This is a genomic window from Bartonella saheliensis, from assembly GCF_902162175.1.
Genome location: NZ_LR607224.1, coordinates 1 through 18,673, shown reverse-complemented (window position 1 = coordinate 18,673; position 18,673 = coordinate 1). Strand labels below are relative to the sequence as shown.

Genomic DNA, 18,673 nt, shown 5'->3' with positions numbered 1-18,673 from the left:
GAAGTATTAGCTCTTATAAAGAATAAATAAATTAAAGTATATTTTTGAACACAATTTTTGTTTTTTGATCTATAAAAATGTAGCTTTTATAGGTGGGTAATTATGTCTCGCTTACCTTTCTTCAAGGGATACTTAAAAAATTTTTTTTGAGATATGTTAAGAATATTAACTAAGCAATTTTAATAAGTTAGCTAATAATATGATAATCGTTTCAGAAAAAAACAAAGCATATAATTTGTTGATGTTTTAATGTTCTGTTCATAAAAAAACAACAATAGCTTTCTATTCATTGTCAAACTTATAAGAGAAGAAACTACTATGATTGATATAAATTTCCCATAAAATACAGCATATACCAACCCCCACTCCCATTCCGAATCCTATCAGTGTTCCTATTACCGTTCCGGCAGAAAGTGCTACTCCTATACCCATTGCAATGAGTGGACCAAATCCTGGAAGAGCAATATAACCATAAGCAGCAAGAGTTGCTGCGATTGCTCCTGATATGCTACCATTTAAACCGCCAATGAAAGCAAATTCTTTAATAGAATGATAGCACTTTTTGAAAAAAAGTTTTTTACAAGGATGAATAAAAACGTTACTGTAAGTTTTAAACTTAATCATATTTTTTTCTTTCATTTTGTATGCTAACTGTTCCTGAATAGTCAACGGACACGAAAAAATGGGACTTTTTAAATTTTACTAAAGCACGCCAGATACCTTTGTCATCTAGACGCAATCGTTTAATGTTTTCAAAACCATTTTGCATAAGACAATTTTTAATTTGTGAGGCAGTAAATGAATTTTGACCTATTTTAGTGACATTTTGACTAGAGCTATAGGTAAAATTTTGACAATAAGGAAGATGAAAAACTTCACTGATTGAAGTAGTGACGATCAATAAAACATATACAATCATCATAAAAAAAATACTTAATTTCAAAATGTTAGGTAGTTTCATCTTGTCACTCTCTGTTGAAACAATACTTCATTAACCGTTGTATTGCTAACTGGTTCCCAAGATAATTTTATTTTTAATATTATACTTAATAAAAAAATTGAAAATTTATTGATTAAATAAATTTTTTTATTATTTTTTAGCTATAAATCTTATATTTAATAAATATATAGTAATTTATTAGATAATGTGAGATGTATAAATATTAATTATACATATATTATTATAAATAACTTAGAAAATCTGGCGTATAAGTAAAGGAGGAATAAAATGTTACTTAAAAACGGTCTTAAATATAAAGGGGCTCTAAAACGTTAAAGGATGACAAACAGTCCTGAAATATACATTCAGATTTACCACCTTTATAAACGTAAAAATAATAGAGTTTATCGTTTTCTATTTATATTATTAATACAGATACCACTGCGAAAAATGAGTTTAAATGCAGGAGGTTGTTTTAAAACAAGAACGTAAATTGATAGAATAAACACTCTAGTATGAATTTTATAAAACTGTTAAAGAGGCTTTGAATTATGTTTATTTATTAAAGAATTAATTAAATTTTATTCTATACTATGATATTATGTTATTCACTAATAAATTTACTTACAAAGTTCATTATCATAAATAACTATTTGTTTGGTTATTTATAGGTTATATAGTTATTATTATTTTTTATTCTACATGAGTATGTAAGATACAAAATTAGCATTTATTTTTAGCTATTATCTCTTATTTCTCAATAGAGTTATTTAGGTGATTTTGTCAGGAAATATTGACATCATTTTCTTGAAGCCGTAACCGGGATACATACCTTCGCGCATAAATAAATTACGTAATGGTGAGCAATGATGTAATAGACCAAGGCCAATACTGCGCATGATATGAACAGGCAACATATGAGAAAGTAAAGCAGAGTTGAGGGTATGAACAGCTCCACTACGGATTAATATATCTGGTTTGCGATATTGGTTATATTGTGTAACAATCATTTCAGAGTTAGAATCGGATATTTGATTGGGCAAAATATCAATCAAAGTTTGAACATCACGGAATCCTAAATTTAGTCCCTGGGCTCCAATAGGGGGAAAAACATGAGCAGATTCGCCCACTAAAATCGTTCGATTTGCAGCAAAATGATGAGCGAGAAGCCCTGAAAGCGGCCATGCTTGAATTGATGTTTCTAAGGTTAGTGTTCCAAGCATTGATTGCATTTGATTTTCGATTATTTTTGTAATTTCTTTTGATTCTATATTCAATAATTCTTCAGCACGAGAAGGGTGAACAACCCATACAAGACTGGATCTTTGTCCAGGGAGTGGAACCTGTGTAAATGGACCATGTTCTGTATGAAATTCAGTTGATGTATTTTGATGAGAAAATTCATGAGAAAAATTGAGAACAAGAGCTTTTTGTGGATAGTTCCACTGTTTGACAGTTATTCCTGCTGCAGCACGGGCAAGAGAGTGGCGCCCATCAGCAGCAATAACAAGGGGTGCTTGAATAACTCTATCATCAGCAAGAGTAATAGATACATGGTTTTTCGTGTGATGAAAAGATTTAGCTTCAGAAACAAATCTTTTAATATTAGGCATCTGTGCAACAGCATCAACTAAAGCAGAGTTCAATTCTACATTGGGTATATTATATCCAAAAGCTTTTTCACCAATTTCAGCAGAAGAAAAATGTACTGTAGGCGCACGCACAATCCTAGAAGTTATATCGATAATTCTCATGTACGATAAAGCTGCAGCTTGTTTTTGAAGACTATTCCAAATATTAAGTTTTTGGAGCGTACGTATTGCAGGCATCATAAGAGCTGTTGTCCGTAACTCATCTGTATGAGCAGGGGGGCCAACAAGGAAAACAAAAAAACCCTTATGCGCAAGTCTTAATGCGGCTAACATCCCGACAGGGCCTGCACCAATAACAGTAATAGCTTTATATTCTTTTTTTTCAAGTATCACAATAAGTTGAGCCTTTCCTCAATAGAGCAAATATTTTAACATTTCTAAATGATTGCTCTCTTTTTATTGTATGAAGCTCTTCTATTATATTATGTAATAAATAATGCGATATAAAAAAGTAACCTTTTTATGATTTTTTTATGCTGATTCATATCACGGATAAAAATGGCGTATTGGTAGATCGATGAAGACTGTAAAAACGAGGATGAGAAAACCTTGAAACGTAAACTAACAAAAAAAATCAAAACAAATGCTAAATTATTACGCCATAAAAAAGTAACAATGCCACAAGCAAAGGCTTTTTCTGTTCACTTACTAACAGCTTCGGGATCATTTTTAGCATTTCTTTCTCTTATATCCGCTTCTCAAAAAGAATGGACAGCTATGTTCTGTTGGCTTGGGCTTGCACTTCTTGTTGATGGTATAGATGGACCCATTGCACGCAAACTTGATGTTAAATATGTACTTCCAACATGGTCTGGAGAGTTGTTAGATAATATCATTGATTACGTAACTTATGTTTTAATTCCTGCTTTTGCCCTCTATCAAAGTGGTTTTATGGGGGTAGGATTATCGTTTTCATTGAGTGCAATCATTGTTATTTCATCAGCTATTTATTATGCTGATACGGGTATGAAAACCAAAGAAAACTTTTTTAAAGGATTTCCTGTTGTTTGGAATATGATGGTTTTTACACTTTTTGTCGTGAGGCCAGAGGAGTGGATAACCTTTATTATTATTGTTTTATCGGCCATTATATCTTTCTTACCAATTTATTTTATCCATCCTGTAAGAGTTTGTCGTTTACGAAAAATTAATTTTCCAATTTTTCTCTTATGGTGTTTCTTTGGTGTTGTGGCTTTCTTTTATCAATTAGAGGCTCCATATTGGGTTAAAATAGGAATTTCAATAACAGGGATTTATATATATTGTATTGGCGCGATCATGCAAATATTCCCCCAACTTGGGATAAAAAATATAAAAAAACAATAGATTAATTGTTTTAAAATAAGGTGTGAAATGAGAATTGATTTTGGAGCAGATAATGATATCTCTTTTACGAAAGAAGGGTATGCTGGTATTATAAAGCTCACACGCCCTTTAGCATTAAACGCTCTTAATGGGCGAATGGTTTCCGCTTTAAAAAAAGCTCTCAAGACGTGGGAAACGGATAGTGATGTTTTATGTGTCTTAATTGAAGGAGAGGGACGTGCTTTTTGTGCTGGTGGAGATGTTGTAGAAATCTATCATATGGGGAAAAGTGTCTCTGCTTATCAATATTTTAGAGAGGAATATAGCTTAAATGCTTATATTAAACGTTTTCCAAAGCCTTATATTTCTTTTTTAAATGGTATTTGGATGGGAGGAGGGGTGGGTATTTCTCTGTATGGTTCCCATCGAATTGTTACAGAAAATACAGTTTTTGCTATGCCAGAAGCTGCGATTGGATTTTTTCCAGATGTTGGTGCAGGTTTTTTCTTACCATCTCTTCCCAATTATTTTGGTATTTATCTTGCATTGACCGGTGCAAGTATAAAATGGGGAGATTGTTTAAATTTAGGATTAGCAACACATGCTGTTCCTGAAGTTAAGTTCGATATGATTAGGAAAGCAGTTATTGAGCAAGGAGATCCTGCTTTAGCTTTAAATGAACACGCAATTACAAAGGACTATGAAACGAGTCATGAAATACGCTGTATTGTTAACACTTGTTTTAGTGCTCAGACATTAGAAGAATGCCTTGAATTGCTTCATAAAAAAAGTAATGAAGGTATTTTATTTGCTAAAGAATGTTATGATATTTTGCAGTCACGTTCTCCGATAAGTTTAAAAGTCATCTGGAAACAAATGAAACAAAATACACCTCGAACTTTGGAAGATTGTATGAAAATTGAAAACCGTATTGCACATCATATGATTAATGCACATGATTTTCATGAAGGGATACGTGCTATGTTAATCGATAAGGACAAAACACCCAAATGGCAGCCAGATAAACTTTTAAATGTAACAGATGAAATGGTCGAGGCTTATTTCCAACCTATTGAACAAGAGTTATTATTGTGAAAAATAATTCACACAAACGGATTTCAAAAATCAACCTAATTTATAACTGTTATTTACGATTTTTGGCATTTATTTGCTTGAGCTTGAGTATTTTTTATTGGATACGCCTAGTTGGTGTCTTTCCAGGCATTTTATGGCGTTTTGATCTTATGCCTTGGCAGTGGCAACTTGCATCAGCAATATTGGCTATTCTCTATCCTATTGCCTTGATTGGACTTTGGATGTATTCATTATGGGGCATTATTTTATGGTGTAGTGCAGTATTGATTGAAATAATAACAATCTATTATTCCAATTTTATTTATCAACCATTTCTACCATTATTTCATGGGATATTATTTTTAGTCTTTGTGATCCTACGAATTATGATGATTTTTTTTGAAAGAATAAAAAATAAGAAACGATTATGATTGAAACTTTCGAGCCAGAATAAAACAGCATCGTTTTTCAATCTAACTAAAATTATAAAAGATACGCGCTAAAAATGGTTATTCATTCTGAATTATAAGACGTACTCACAAAAAGTTCCATAATATATATTATGCGATAATTTAGTGAAAAAAATAAAGACTTCAATGAAAACACCATAAACTCTACTTTAAAACATACATCCTCGCCCTAAAAATCATGGAAGATTTGGAGAAAACACGCCTCTTATTGGTCTTTAAGGCATATACCTTAAAGACCAATATAATTATACGTATTATAAATCAGAAAAATTATTGCGCTATTTTACAACGTTTTATACGTGCAAGATCACTCAAAACAGCATTACGATTATTTAAAGCTGCAATTTCATTACTTTCATTTGATTTTGCATCTATAAAAAACAAAGCAGGTAAAAATATAACACCTGTTGCTGCTAGAGCTACATTTTTACCTCTTGCTTTAGAACGCTCTATAATAGTGTCATTAATCTGACGTTTATTTGCATAAAATTCTCGTTGAATATCAGCGCAACTCATTGCTCCATCGTGTATTGTTGTAACTGAAATATTTTTTTCTAAACGCCCCCCACATGCTGTCAAGGAAACCGCTAAAGCCACAAGACATATTCCCCGCTTAAAACTCTTATGCATAAAAAACCTCACTTTTGACATAAAAAAGCACCAATTACGACAAAAATAAAACAAAATAAAGGATAATTTTTAAAATGTAGAGTATGGCGTTAAATAAGCTTATGCTTCTGTTTCAAAAGTAAGACCTTGATGTGCTGGTTTTACATAAGGTGGGACGTAATTAACAACATCATTATAATCTAGCGATCTGTCCATATGTGTAAGTATGGCTTGTTTTGGTTTTAAATATTCTATCCACTGTAATGCTTGGTCAACAGAAAAATGACTCGGATGAGGTTTAAATTGAAGAGCTTCAATAATAAGAACATCCAAATCCATTAATTTGGATACTGTTTTTTCAGGAAATTCACTAACATCTGTACAATAGGCAACATTTCCAATACGAAAACCTAAGGAATGAATATTTCCGTGGTATTGTAAATGCGTATTGACGCTTATTGCCCCCCCCTTCCCCTGAATAATAAATTGGCTATCTTCATCGATAAGATGCTCTTTTAAGATAGGTGAATAAGAGGAATCTTTTGGTGTTTGAAAACAATATCCGAAAGCATTTTTGAGATGCTTTAGTGTAAAACTGTCTGCATAGATATCGATTAAACATTTTTGTGCAAGGGCATAGCTGCGTAAATCATCAATACCGTGGATATGATCTGCATGAGAATGCGTATAAAGAGCAGCATCAAGATGACTTACACGCGCATCGATCATTTGTGATCTAAAATCTGGACCAGTATCAACAACGATCGTTGTTTTCTCTCCTGATGGTTTAATGCGTTCAATTAATAAAGAACTTCTGTAGCGTTTATTTTTAGGGTTATTCGGATCACATGTTCCCCAATCACCATTAGGGCGTGGAACCCCTGGAGAAGGACCACAACCTAATATCGTAAATCGGTACTGATCGCACATAGCTTTTGCCTTATTTCATTTTTCTAAATAAACGAAAAGCATTCCGGGTTGTTATTTGAGCTGTTTCTTCAATGCTTAAACCAATTGTTTCAGCTAAAATAGCTGCTGTATAACATACAAAAGATGGTTCATTGGTTTTTCCCCGGTGAGGAGTGGGGGCTAAAAATGGTGCATCTGTTTCCACCAGCAACCGCTCATGGGGCACAATTTTTGCTATTTCACGGATTTCAAAAGCATTTTTAAAAGTAAGAATACCTGAAAAAGAAATATAACCCCCAAGTTCAATGCCAGTACGAGCAAGCTGCATTCCAGACGAATAACAATGAAGAATAAAGGGGAAAGCCCCTTGCTTCATCTGTTCGCGTAAAATTTTTTCCATATCGATATCCGCATTGCGCGAATGTATAACAAGAGGAATCTGTGTTTCTCGAGAAGCAATGATATGTTCTTGGAATACTTTCTTTTGCTCTTCTGGTGTAGAATAATCATAATGGTAATCAAGCCCCCCTTCCCCAAATGCAACAACTTTAGGATGTCTTGAGAGTTGTATAAGCTCTTTGGCTGTAATATCTTGTTCTTCATGTGCATGATTAGGATGGGTTCCAACGGAACAAAAGACTTGCTCATAGCTTTGCGCAATAGATAACAGTTTATCTAACTTACGAACATGAGTTGAAATTGTGATCATACGTCTAACGTCAGAATCAAAAGCCCGTTGGATAACATTATCCAAATCCTGTGAAAAATCTTCAAAATCAAGATGACAATGTGTATCAATGAGCATGATGAGAATCTTCTTTCTTCAAGACATAACGAGGGAAAATCGGTTCTGGTGGTGGAAGATCAAGCCCTTCTTGAATGTTTGTATGACTTATATGATACAACAACCGATCATCTTCAGCAACCGCAAGACTATCAAGAAGTTTTGTTGCTGATTGGGGAATGAAAGGCAAAAGCATAATTCCTATTCGTCGCAAAATTTCGATCGTTATATAAAGAACTGTAGAAAACCGCTCTTGATCATTCTTTCGTAAATTCCAAGGCTGTTCGTTGGCAAAATAGCGATTAGCATCTGCTACAAGTGAAAAAATAGCTGAAAGGGCTAAATGCATACTATGAGAAGACATTGCTTGATGTACAGTTTCAAGCACTTGAAGAGATTGTTCTAAAAGCTGTTTATCTTGAACTAAAAATGCAGCGGGTTTAGGAACCTTTGCATCACAGTTTTTGGCAATCATAGATAAGGAACGCTGTGCTAAATTACCAAGATCATTAGCAAGATCGGCATTAATACGGCTCACAAGGCTTTCATGGTTATAACTACCATCATGCCCAAAAGGCACTTCACGAAGCAGAAAATAACGAACCTGATCAAGACCATAATGATCAACCATTTCAAAAGGATCAACGACATTTCCAACAGATTTTGACATTTTTGCACCACGATTAAGTAAAAAACCATGTGCAAAAATATTTTTAGGTAATTCAACTCCAGCAGACATTAAAAATGCTGGCCAATAGACCGCATGGAAACGAATAATATCCTTACCAATAATATGCGTATTTGCAGGCCAAAAATCACGTTTTTTTGAATCTTTATTAAAAAAATCAATTGCTGATAGATAATTTGTAAGCGCATCAACCCAAACATACATCACGTGTTTGGGATTATCAGGAACAGCAACTCCCCAATTAAAATTTGCCCGTGAAATAGAAATATCTTTTAAACCCGATTTGATAAAACTTATAATTTCATTACGTCGCTCGAAGGGAGCAATAAAATCAGGATGCTTTTCATAATATTCAAGAAGCGCCTTTTCATAACGAGAAAGTTTAAAAAAATAACTTTCTTCTTCATTCCATTCAACAGGAGAGCCTAATTCTTTCTCGCGACGAATATTATCGGGTCCAATTTCCGTGTCTTTCTCTTCATAATAGGCCTCTTGGCGAACCGAATACCACCCCTTATAACGGCCAAGATAAATATCGCCATTCTCTTCCATCTTTTTCCAAATTTCTTGACACGTTTGAGAATGGCGCTCTTCTGTCGTGCGGATGAAATCATCGTTAGAACAATTTAATACCGCAAGCATTTTTTGAAACACAGCACTATTACGATCTGCAAGCTGCTGCGGTGTCATGCCTAATGTTGCTGCGGTTTGTTGCATCTTTAAACCATGCTCATCTGTACCAGAAAGAAAAAATACATTTTTTCCGTTTAATCGTTGAAAGCGGGCTAAGACATCACTTGCAATGGCACTATAGGCATGCCCAATATGCGGATTACCATTGGGATAAAAAATAGGAGTTGTTATGTAATATGTGTCACGCATGTCATACTCGTTGTAAAACGCTATAAATAAAAGATATAATGACATAACGCCTGTTTATCACATTGTCACGGAAAAACTAAACCTCATGAATGATATTATGAACTCTAAAAAGTAAGTTAATAACAAATTGCTTTTTATCGAGATTAAACAATTGTATTTCCTCTATTTCTTGATGAATCTCTTGCCATTTTTGCGCATATTTTTTTGAGAGAAATAAATTTCCTTTTTCAACGAGCGTGATAGCTTTTTGTTGAATTTTATCAAGAATTTCATCACAAAATTGTTGAAATTGGAATGGAGAAGAAACAGATGAAAATGTTTGAGCAAGCGTGTGTATAATCGTTGCGTTACAAACAGGCTGTTCTAGGAGAGCATCAATTGTTTTAATAATTTCAAGACCACCGTGGCAAATAAGTAAAGCCGCTTTTCGAGGACTTCCTTTGGATTTTTTAATAATCATTTCAATCGTTTTTTCATCAGGTAAATCCTGATTACTGAAAATATGTGTAATGGCTTTTTTCATTTCATCATGATTGAGTGGGCGAAAAGAAATTTTTTGACACCGTGAATGAATGGTTGGAAGCAATTTTCCTAAAGAATGCGCAATAATAATAAAGAGAGTTTTTGCAGGAGGTTCTTCAAGTATTTTAAGAATTGCATTGGCTGCATTTCTATTCATATCGTCTGCAGAATCAATAATAACAATACGCCATCCATTATCTTGCGATGTTCTGCTTAAAAAATGCATAACATCACGGATATCATCAATGAGTATTCCTGTTTTAAACTTTTGTGTTTTTACATCAAATCGACGTGAAATATACAACAGACCAGGATGACTCCCCTGTGTAATTTGGCGCCATGAAATAGAATGAAGATCGGGGTTTAGAAAATTTTCCTTTTGAGAACTTAAAATATTCCAAGCAAGATGAAACGCTAATGTCGCTTTTCCAATTCCATATTCTCCTTCAAATAATAACGCATGATGTAAACGCCCTTCTTTAAGCATTTGTGTCAAAAAGTGACGAACATCCTCATGACCAAAAATAACATTATTCTGGGACGGAGATAAAATTGTATCAATATCATCATATTGACGTAAGATATTTATGACATCATTCATGAAAATTGATCCAACAATATCTGATGACAAAAATTTTTTATTTGATTCGCAACAACTGCTACTGAGCCAGTCGCATCAATAACGCGAAATCTCAGTGGCTCTTGCTTGGCCAATTGAAGAAAAGCTTGACGCCTTTGTTCTTGAATTTCCAACTGATCTTTTTCAAAATAATCGATTACTTCTGTTTTGTTTCTTCGCAAATTTGCACGCTTTATAGCACATGCTGCTGGCATATCTAATAAAAATGTTAAATGAGGCATGATATCATTGAGTGCAACACACTCTAAAACAGAAAGAAGAGAAGAATTGACAGTTTCATTAAGTCCTTGATAAACGCGTGTAGAATCAATAAAGCGATCACATAAAACGATTTTACCTTTTTGCAAAGAAGGGGCAATAATCTCGGTCACATGATCGGCGCGTGCTGCTGTAAACAAAACAGCTTCAATCAACGGTCCATATTGTTGTGCCTGCCCTGATAATAAAATGTGCCGGATTGCTTCTGCTCCTGGTGTGCCTCCTGGTTCTCGTGTTGTAACAACATCATAACCTTGGCGAGAGAGATATTCAGCAAGTAAAGAAATCTGCACTGTTTTTCCTACCCCGTCCCCTCCTTCGAATGTGATAAAATAACCTGACACGTATAAACCTTAATCTTATTAGTGCGTAACTATAAATATTTCCGTAACCATCCAATTGTTATTTCATAGAATGCATCTTTTACTTTTGTAAAGAAACTTCCTTCCTGAACATTTTCACCAGCAAAAACTGGTTTTTCCAAAAGAACCTTTTTATCTTCTAAAATTTGAATAACTCCAACTAATTGGCCTGAAACGATGGGCGCTTTTAATGGACCATGATATTTAACTTTTGCTTTAACATTGACTTCTTTTTCATTGGAAAGCATAAAGTTTATCGGCTTTTTAACAATAAGTGGAACAAAATTTTCTTTCCCGCCATAAACAGAAGCACGACCAACCGTTTTTTCCTTTGTAAAAATCGTTTTGAGATCAAAAGCTGTCATTCCCCATTGAAGAATACGTTCTATTTCCTTTGTATGTTTTTTACCATCTTGCAAACCATTGATTGCTAAAAAAAGACGCCGATGATTTTTATAAATGGTGGCAACCATTGAAAATCCTTCTTTTTCACTATAGCCAAAACCAAATCCTTCTACACCTATTTCCTTAGAAATAAGAGGGTTTTTATTTCGTTGAAAAATATTATTCCACGTAAAATGAGGCTCACGATAAAGTGTATAATAATCTGGATATTCCTGAGCAATATAACGCGCTAATGTAATCATATCGCGCACTGTTACAAATTGTCCCTCTTCGGGAAACCCTGTTGCATTAACAAAATGGCTTTCAGATAATCCAATTATTTTAGCGCGCTGATTCATCAGTTTTGCAAAATGAGACTCATCTCCAGATATTCCTTCAGCAAGGATAATAGCAGCATCATTTCCATTCATAATAATTAAACCACGTAAAAGATCAGAAACACTGATTTCTGTCTTTATTTTTGCAAACATAGTGGTTGTACCGGAAGGTGCCCCACCCTTGCGCCAAGCATTTTCACTAACCTTGAATTTTTGGGTATTTTTTAACAATCCCTCCTTTAATTGATGAAAGACGACTTCCGCTGTCATTAATTTTGCTAATGAAGCAGGAAAAAAAGGAATATCACTTTGTTTTTCATAAAGTATTGTTTCTGTATCATCATCAAGTAACAAAACTTGTGAGGCAGAAGTTTGAAAATCCTGTGTTCTCCCCCACGAGCTAAATGCTAATATTCCCCATAAGATCAATAAGATCCTTAATGTTATACACATAGCCGCTCCTCCCATCCCAAAATCAATATAATGAATTGTTATATAGGAAAAAACTCTTTTATTTCTGTAAATTGAGAGATTATTGGCAACTCAAGAAAAGATTTTATCTTTTTCATTGGTAGGATATTAATTTATTTATGACAAATAATCACTTTTTAAGCTTAAAGCTGAGCAAAATATTGTAAAATTCTCTCTTGAGCTTTTCTTTTTTGAATCAATTAAAATCACTCTTTTACCCTCCATAAGTAGGGTTAGTATAGAGATGAAGAGTATTAAAGAGAGAGTAAAAGTACTTTTTATAAATCTCTCAACTGCCAAGGATTATTGCAAAACATAAGAGCTTTACAAAATATATGATGGTATTTCGTTTATAGATTCATACGTGTAAAGAAGGGGCATGCCTAATGGCTTTAACAGTTCTCCTCTTCACAAATGCTGTCATAAAATAGATTTGAGAGCCAGATATGTCTCCTTAAAACGAGCACGTGTGAATTGATAACGCAAAAAGAGTATTTTGTTTGAAAAATTTAGTTTAAGTGAAGGGAGTTACTCCATTAAGAAATCAGTAAAAAAGCATGAGGCAATGCGTAATCTCTTCATAAGATATTATACCTTTTATGCTATCGAAGTCTGCAAAATCAAATCAAAAGGGAATATTTTTTGCTTTTTAGGTTTTATATTCTTCCCAATTAGATTGTGTAATCATTTCAGAGATTACACCAACAGATTCATGCAATCCGCTTACCTTTATTATTTGGTAAAAGCTGTCACCGCAGAAAAAGTATGTGTTTTTATGAGTAAGCACTGTCATGAACCCCAAAAAGGCTGGCAATGGACCAGAGAGATGCATTAGATTATTAATAATAACACTCTTACTCTTTTTAAATACTTTTTATTTGAAAATGATATCGATTAAAAATCAACACATTTTTCTTAAAACAATTGTAGCCAATTAAGCTTTGTTCTTTTATTAAGCTTATTTACAGAAGCAACTTGATCAAATGGCTCTGGCTTATTAACCATGATAGGGCCAATTTCCGGTAATTTCACTGCAACAGTTTTATTGCGTTGCTCCTGTGAAACAGAAGCTGCTTTAGCTAATTCTTCTTTGTTTTCTATATTGCGCTCCTTGAACAAAACAGTTTCTCTTTTTTTCGAAACGTTTTCTGAGGCTAATGAATATGAAGCAGCATTTCCAGGAGTATAAGATGCCATTAAATATGCACCATCATAATAGCCAATAGGTGCTTCAGCAATATATTCTACTTTAACATCTGCGACCCCCCTATCGACATAACCAAGTATTGTCGCAGCTTGCTTTGATAAATCAATGATACGGTCTTTCATAAAAGGTCCACGATCATTCACTCTGACAATGAGAGAAGAACCATTTTTCAAATTCGTAACACGAGCATAGCTGGGCAAAGGCATTGTAGGATGGGCAGCAGTCAGAAGATTCATGTCATAAATTTCACCGTTTGCCGTTAAACGCCCATGAAAATCTGAACCATACCATGATGCTTCGCCAACACGTGCATACGTTGGATCATTTTCAGGATAATACCACTTTCCTTTTATCTGGTAAGGTTTACCAACAATCGCCCGCCCACGTTTTTTGGCTTCTGATTGATTTTTATTATTGGATATTTGTTTCGGCAGAACAGCAGTATTTACGTTAATTGGTTTATTATGATAGAAATCTTTTATTGAAAAATGCGCGGTTTCACTTGAGCAACAAGACACCAATGATTGAGAAACAACGATCATAGAAAACAATTGAAATGTTGATTTGATAATAGAAGTAAATTTCTTTTTACTATTTGAAGGCATCTATTCAGTCCACTTACTTTTGTTAAGTACTACTGTAAAAACCACGTCACGCTTCTTGCACGCGAGAGAAGAATTCACGTTTTTAAATGATATCCCTCGCGCATATACCATCCTTGAATTCGCTTCTTTTATCAAAAAATTAACATATTGTTAACCATTTTGTGATTGTCATAAGAAATAAATGCGCTATATAAAGGTGTTAAAAAATAAAAATAAATTAAATCAATATGTTATAAAAAATCTATTTTATAAGATAAGCTGTGAATAAATACAAACTGTAAGTAAGTATGACGATTTTACCAACTTATTTCATGCTATACAGCAGGTATTAAAACAGCCTATGAATTATGAAAACACATAGCCATTAGCCATACACACTATCAGCGCAGGTGTAATTATATCACAAGCTTTAAAGTACTTTCGAATTGGGCAGAGGAGCACTCTATGGCAAAACAGCTGATAGAAAAGGATTGGCTATAGAATCAATAAAAAAATTCCAAAAAAGATTAGCGCAGACAAAAAACTAAAAAGAACCAAAGTAATAAAGATTCTCAAACTTCTGTATAGCTTATCCATATCATATAAATTTGGTGAGCGCGCAGGGATTCGAACCCTGGACCTACTGATTAAAAGTCAGTTGCTCTACCAGCTGAGCTACGCGCTCTCACACAAGCTATTTAGTTTGCAGACTATCTAGTTTGTAGAAAGTGAAGGGAACATACGGTTGACTTTTCATTTGGTCAACACTTTTTGGAAAAAAATATTATTATTTTTTCTAGTTATCAATAATTTTTCGTTTTTTTCCTTTCTTCGTCATTGTAGAGTTGCTCTTTGATCTTCTTTTTGAAATCTCAATACAAAAATAATCTAACAATAAAAATGCCTTTTGTATTTTCTTTCAATAAGCAGAAATTATCATAATATGAGGGGTGGAAAAATAATATGGTAGTGTAAACTTTTGAGATGTGAAGATAGCGTTGCCCAATAGATTTTATGTTATTTACAAGATCATTTTGAAGAAAGTGAGCACATTGAAAGATATCTTTTTTTAATAAATATGCGAATGAGCAACAATGGAATTTTGAAGAAGTGGTTTTCATTCAGGCATGATGATTCTATAACGAAAGCCAGCTATTTTATAGAATATAAGCAGATGTGAAACAAAAAAATTTAGTCTCATTGAAAATATCTGACATGACTCTAAATTATGCTCATTATTGTGGTTGTAGATAATTTGACTAAATAATAAAAAAACACAGACAATATACAAAATGATTCTAAATATACATAAAGTGATCCGTTACGCTATTAAAAGAATGTATTTTATTTAACTTTTTATATGAGAAAATTATAAAAAACGTAGATCTATAAAATAGAAGAATAACATTGATCATAAAAATTAGGTATTGAATAATTCAGTCGGAGCTATAAAATATTTTTTATATATCGCTTAATATTAGTATAGTTTTATAATATATAAATAATATTATAATAACTTTATTAAAGTAAACTTCATACTTATCATATATTAAATATGTCTATAAATAAACATGTTTCCTAATTAACTTCACTTATAAGATCAAAAATTAAAGAAAATAATTTTTATTTAGCGAAAAAAATTAGAATTATTATATATACACGTATTTTTTACTGTGATCTTTTTTATTCTTTTGATTGGAACATTGAATGCTGACATGTAAACAATATGAGCTCCTCTTGTTTATTCACAATCATGTAAAAGAAACAGGTGTTCCCCCTTCTTTTGAAGAAATGAAAAATGCTTTAGAACTTTCTTCAAAGTCTGGCATTCATAAGCTCATTATAGCCTTAGAACAACGAGGTTTTATACGTCGTTTACCCAATCGTGCTCGTGCAGTAGAGGTGATTCGACTCCCTGAGAAAATAACATTTAGCCTTTCTTTAGCACGTAAGATTTCTCCCAGTATGATAGAAAAAAATAAAAGAAATATATCAAAAAACTTAGCTACTTTTGAGAATTTTGAGGAAGAAGAAAAAAAAAATATCACAATCCCCATTATGGGACGTATTTCTGCGAGTGTGCCCGCCTCTGCTATACTGCAACAAACAAGTACACTTTCTCTTCCACACGATATGGTTAATACAGGTGAACACTATGCATTAGAAGTTAAAGATAATTCTATGGTGGAGGCTGGTATCCTTGATAAAGATACGATTATTGTGAAACGCCAAAATACAGCAATATCAGGTGAAATTATTGTCGCATTCATTGATAAAAAAGAAGCAACATTAAAACGTTATCGACGCAAAGGAACCTCTATTGCATTAGAAGCCGCCAATCCTCACTACGAAGTACGTACATACAAATCCGAACGTGTAGAAATACAAGGTAAACTTACCGGGCTTATTCGCAAATATTAAAAATAAACCTATATATGGAGTGGATATCGCAATAAAATATAGTAAAAAACTACTGAGTATTTTTCGATACTGTGCCATACGCAGTTAACTTTCTTCCTACAGCTAAAGGATGCGCTTAATTCTGTCTATAAATAATCTAAATTCTTTATCGATTGGATTTCATTTTCTTAAGGCTCGACAAGTAAGCTTTAAAATATTCATCACGCACTCTAAAAGAGCTTTAATGCTTTGAAGGAGTCTGTCTTATATCATCGCTCTCAAAACAGTATTTGACAGTGTAATAAAATAAAATTGTAAGCATACACAAAATAATCTAGAAAAAAATTAAATAAATTTGTAACAGATTGTTATCTATAAAAATAAAGAATATTTCTTACTTTTTAAGTCAATAAAAGCAAAACGCAATCGTTCATAGTAATTATAGGATTATCATGGTAGCACCTCGTATTAGTTTTGTCTCTCTCGGATGCCCAAAAGCACTTGTAGATTCTGAGCGAATTATTACAAGTCTCCGTTCTGAAGGATATGAAATTTCGCGTCAACATCAAGGAGCTGATGTCGTTATTGTGAATACCTGCGGTTTTCTTGACTCTGCCAGAAAAGAATCATTAGCCAATATTGATGAAGCTCTTAAAAAAAATGGAAAAGTTATTGTAACAGGGTGCCTTGGTGCTGATCCTGAGGTTATTCGCCAAGAATACCCTAATGTATTGGCCATTACAGGACCACAAGCTTATGAAAGTGTTATACAAGCTGTTCATACAGCAATTCCCCCTGTTCATGATCCTTTTCTTGATTTAGTTCCTCCCCAAGGTATTCGTTTAACACCTCGCCATTACGCCTACTTAAAGATTTCTGAAGGATGCTCTAACAGGTGTAGTTTTTGTATCATCCCTACACTGCGTGGTGATCTTACTTCACGTCCTATCAGTGATGTTCTTCGTGAAGCTGAAAAACTTGTACAAGCAGGTGTAAAGGAACTCTTGGTTATTTCACAAGATACGAGTGCTTATGGTATTGATCTTAAATATCTCGAAAATTCTTGGAAAGATCGTACAATCAAAACCAAATTCTTTGATCTTTGTCGCGAATTAGGTGATATGGGCATTTGGGTGCGTATGCATTACGTTTATCCTTATCCCCATGTGGATGAAGTTATTGAACTTATGGCGGCAAAAAAAATTCTTCCTTATCTGGATATACCTTTTCAGCATGCATCACCGACTGTTTTGCGTCATATGAAGCGCCCTGCTCTTATGGAAAAAACAAACCGTAGAATTGAAAAGTGGCGAAAAATATGTCCAGATCTTGCTTTACGATCAACATTTATTGTTGGATTTCCAGGTGAAACAAATGAGGATTTTAATATGCTTCTAGAATGGTTAGAAGAAGCAAAAATTGAACGTGCTGGATGCTTTAAATATGAAGAAGTAAAAGGAGCCGTTGCAAATGATTTGGGATTAGAAAATATTCCTGAAGATGTGAAAGAAAACCGCTGGCATCGTTTTATGGCAAAACAACAACAAATTTCTACATATCTTTTAAAGAAAAAAATTGGAAAAAGACTCCAAGTCCTTATCGATGAAAGTCAAGGAAGGGTTGCCAAAGGACGTAGTCAATATGATGCTCCAGAAATAGATGGTGTTGTCCATATATCATCACGACGCCCTTTGCGTATCGGTGAATTTGTCACCGTTAAAATCGAACAATCAGATGCCTATGACCTTTATGGTATAGCCGTTTAAAAATTGAACTTCCTCTCATTTCCAATGACGAAGTTCTCCATCAGTGTTAGTTTATAAAAAAGCAATGGTTCACAATAAGACTCGATTATTTATATGAATCACTTCATGAGAATTTATAGGCAATCCCCGCCCTGAATGCTCACTGTACATTCTAAGAATACTTGTTTTTATCAAATAGTTTAAATAATTTTGATTCAGTGTTCTAAATAATGGTAATTTATGGCACAAACAGGATAAGATAAAATCTACAAAGCTCTTTCATTTTTACTTTTAAAAAGAGAAAACTAATAATTTATACTATTTCCCCATTTTGACATATTGTGATAGTTATCGTTTATTTAAAGGAAGCTTTTTAAATTATTTTTTATATATACAAGAGCTCCGCTTGTGATATGCGGGGGGATGTTTTTTTATGAATACAATAAGAA

At 33.5% G+C, this 18,673-nt stretch carries 16 protein-coding genes and 1 tRNA gene; 5 read left to right on the top strand and 12 right to left on the bottom strand.

Features of this window, described 5'->3' with window-relative positions; translation table 11 throughout:
• Positions 1-282: 282 nt before the first annotated feature.
• The 3 genes from FS875_RS07755 to FS875_RS07745 form a co-directional block, all read right to left on the bottom strand.
• Complete coding sequence (locus FS875_RS07755; protein ID WP_166428911.1) at positions 283-624, bottom strand: hypothetical protein; 342 nt, start codon at positions 622-624, stop codon at positions 283-285.
• Positions 617-961 (bottom strand): hypothetical protein, encoded by a 345-nt coding sequence (locus tag FS875_RS07750; protein WP_144755275.1) that lies wholly within the window; start codon positions 959-961, stop codon positions 617-619. The genes FS875_RS07755 and FS875_RS07750 overlap by 8 nt, the downstream gene beginning before the upstream one ends.
• 749 nt (positions 962-1,710) lie before the next feature.
• On the bottom strand, positions 1,711-2,925 hold the full coding sequence (locus tag FS875_RS07745; RefSeq protein ID WP_144755272.1) for a UbiH/UbiF family hydroxylase: 1,215 nt from the start codon (positions 2,923-2,925) through the stop codon (positions 1,711-1,713).
• A 180-nt stretch (positions 2,926-3,105) separates the two neighbouring features.
• On the opposite strand from FS875_RS07745, the gene pcsA reads away from it, so the two are divergent.
• Genes pcsA through FS875_RS07730 form a run of 3 tightly spaced genes read left to right on the top strand, consistent with a single transcriptional unit; the run spans position 3,106 to position 5,402 of the window.
• Complete coding sequence (gene pcsA, locus FS875_RS07740) at positions 3,106-3,918, top strand: phosphatidylcholine synthase (protein WP_144755269.1); 813 nt, start codon at positions 3,106-3,108, stop codon at positions 3,916-3,918.
• A gap of 27 nt (positions 3,919-3,945) precedes the next feature.
• On the top strand, positions 3,946-4,992 hold the full coding sequence (locus tag FS875_RS07735) for an enoyl-CoA hydratase/isomerase family protein (RefSeq protein WP_144755266.1): 1,047 nt from the start codon (positions 3,946-3,948) through the stop codon (positions 4,990-4,992).
• Positions 4,989-5,402, top strand: coding sequence for a DUF6163 family protein (locus FS875_RS07730; RefSeq protein ID WP_144755264.1), 414 nt, complete (start codon positions 4,989-4,991; stop codon positions 5,400-5,402). Before FS875_RS07735 ends, FS875_RS07730 begins: the two co-directional genes overlap by 4 nt.
• 309 nt (positions 5,403-5,711) lie before the next feature.
• Here FS875_RS07730 and FS875_RS07725 read toward each other — a convergent pair whose 3' ends face one another.
• The 9 genes from FS875_RS07725 to FS875_RS07685 all read right to left on the bottom strand — a co-directional run bounded on the left by FS875_RS07725 (position 5,712) and on the right by FS875_RS07685 (position 14,764).
• The gene (locus FS875_RS07725) at positions 5,712-6,071 is read right to left on the bottom strand and encodes a hypothetical protein (protein ID WP_144755261.1); all 360 of its coding nucleotides are present in this window, start codon (positions 6,069-6,071) and stop codon (positions 5,712-5,714) included.
• Positions 6,072-6,170: 99 nt separating this feature from the next.
• Complete coding sequence (locus FS875_RS07720) at positions 6,171-6,980, bottom strand: MBL fold metallo-hydrolase (RefSeq protein WP_144755258.1); 810 nt, start codon at positions 6,978-6,980, stop codon at positions 6,171-6,173.
• A gap of 10 nt (positions 6,981-6,990) precedes the next feature.
• On the bottom strand, positions 6,991-7,764 hold the full coding sequence (locus tag FS875_RS07715) for a TatD family hydrolase (protein WP_144755255.1): 774 nt from the start codon (positions 7,762-7,764) through the stop codon (positions 6,991-6,993).
• Positions 7,754-9,313 carry a methionine--tRNA ligase gene (metG, locus tag FS875_RS07710; protein WP_144755252.1) on the bottom strand — a complete coding sequence of 520 codons (1,560 nt, stop codon included), beginning with the start codon at positions 9,311-9,313 and terminating at the stop codon, positions 7,754-7,756. The genes FS875_RS07715 and metG overlap by 11 nt, the downstream gene beginning before the upstream one ends.
• Before the next feature lie 76 nt (positions 9,314-9,389).
• Positions 9,390-10,436 (bottom strand): DNA polymerase III subunit delta', encoded by a 1,047-nt coding sequence (locus FS875_RS07705; RefSeq protein ID WP_144755248.1) that lies wholly within the window; start codon positions 10,434-10,436, stop codon positions 9,390-9,392.
• Positions 10,433-11,077: a dTMP kinase gene (gene tmk, locus FS875_RS07700; RefSeq protein WP_144755245.1), complete on the bottom strand. Its 645-nt coding sequence runs from the start codon at positions 11,075-11,077 to the stop codon at positions 10,433-10,435. Before tmk ends, FS875_RS07705 begins: the two co-directional genes overlap by 4 nt.
• A gap of 29 nt (positions 11,078-11,106) precedes the next feature.
• Complete coding sequence (locus tag FS875_RS07695) at positions 11,107-12,270, bottom strand: D-alanyl-D-alanine carboxypeptidase family protein (RefSeq protein ID WP_144755242.1); 1,164 nt, start codon at positions 12,268-12,270, stop codon at positions 11,107-11,109.
• A gap of 933 nt (positions 12,271-13,203) precedes the next feature.
• A complete protein-coding gene (locus FS875_RS07690; RefSeq protein WP_144755239.1) occupies positions 13,204-14,100 on the bottom strand; it encodes a septal ring lytic transglycosylase RlpA family protein in 897 nt (298 codons plus the stop codon).
• A 588-nt stretch (positions 14,101-14,688) separates the two neighbouring features.
• A tRNA-Lys gene (locus FS875_RS07685) sits at positions 14,689-14,764 on the bottom strand.
• A 1,022-nt stretch (positions 14,765-15,786) separates the two neighbouring features.
• Between FS875_RS07685 and lexA the strand changes: the two genes are divergently transcribed.
• The gene (gene lexA, locus FS875_RS07680; RefSeq protein WP_144755236.1) at positions 15,787-16,500 is read left to right on the top strand and encodes a transcriptional repressor LexA; all 714 of its coding nucleotides are present in this window, start codon (positions 15,787-15,789) and stop codon (positions 16,498-16,500) included.
• Between the two features lie 431 nt (positions 16,501-16,931).
• Positions 16,932-18,245, top strand: a complete 1,314-nt coding sequence (gene rimO, locus FS875_RS07675) for a 30S ribosomal protein S12 methylthiotransferase RimO (protein ID WP_144755233.1) — start codon at positions 16,932-16,934, stop codon at positions 18,243-18,245.
• Positions 18,246-18,673 lie beyond the last annotated feature (428 nt).

Coding starts and splice junctions, on each gene's coding strand:
- FS875_RS07755 (WP_166428911.1), bottom strand. CDS start 624: ATGATTAAGTTTAAAACTTACAGTAACGTTTTTATTCATCCTTGTAAA.
- FS875_RS07705 (WP_144755248.1), bottom strand. CDS start 10,436: ATGAATGATGTCATAAATATCTTACGTCAATATGATGATATTGATACA.
- rimO (WP_144755233.1), top strand. CDS start 16,932: ATGGTAGCACCTCGTATTAGTTTTGTCTCTCTCGGATGCCCAAAAGCA.
- FS875_RS07750 (WP_144755275.1), bottom strand. CDS start 961: ATGAAACTACCTAACATTTTGAAATTAAGTATTTTTTTTATGATGATT.
- FS875_RS07690 (WP_144755239.1), bottom strand. CDS start 14,100: ATGCCTTCAAATAGTAAAAAGAAATTTACTTCTATTATCAAATCAACA.
- FS875_RS07725 (WP_144755261.1), bottom strand. CDS start 6,071: ATGCATAAGAGTTTTAAGCGGGGAATATGTCTTGTGGCTTTAGCGGTT.
- metG (WP_144755252.1), bottom strand. CDS start 9,313: ATGCGTGACACATATTACATAACAACTCCTATTTTTTATCCCAATGGT.
- lexA (WP_144755236.1), top strand. CDS start 15,787: ATGCTGACATGTAAACAATATGAGCTCCTCTTGTTTATTCACAATCAT.
- FS875_RS07735 (WP_144755266.1), top strand. CDS start 3,946: ATGAGAATTGATTTTGGAGCAGATAATGATATCTCTTTTACGAAAGAA.
- FS875_RS07715 (WP_144755255.1), bottom strand. CDS start 7,764: ATGCTCATTGATACACATTGTCATCTTGATTTTGAAGATTTTTCACAG.
- FS875_RS07720 (WP_144755258.1), bottom strand. CDS start 6,980: ATGTGCGATCAGTACCGATTTACGATATTAGGTTGTGGTCCTTCTCCA.
- FS875_RS07695 (WP_144755242.1), bottom strand. CDS start 12,270: ATGTGTATAACATTAAGGATCTTATTGATCTTATGGGGAATATTAGCA.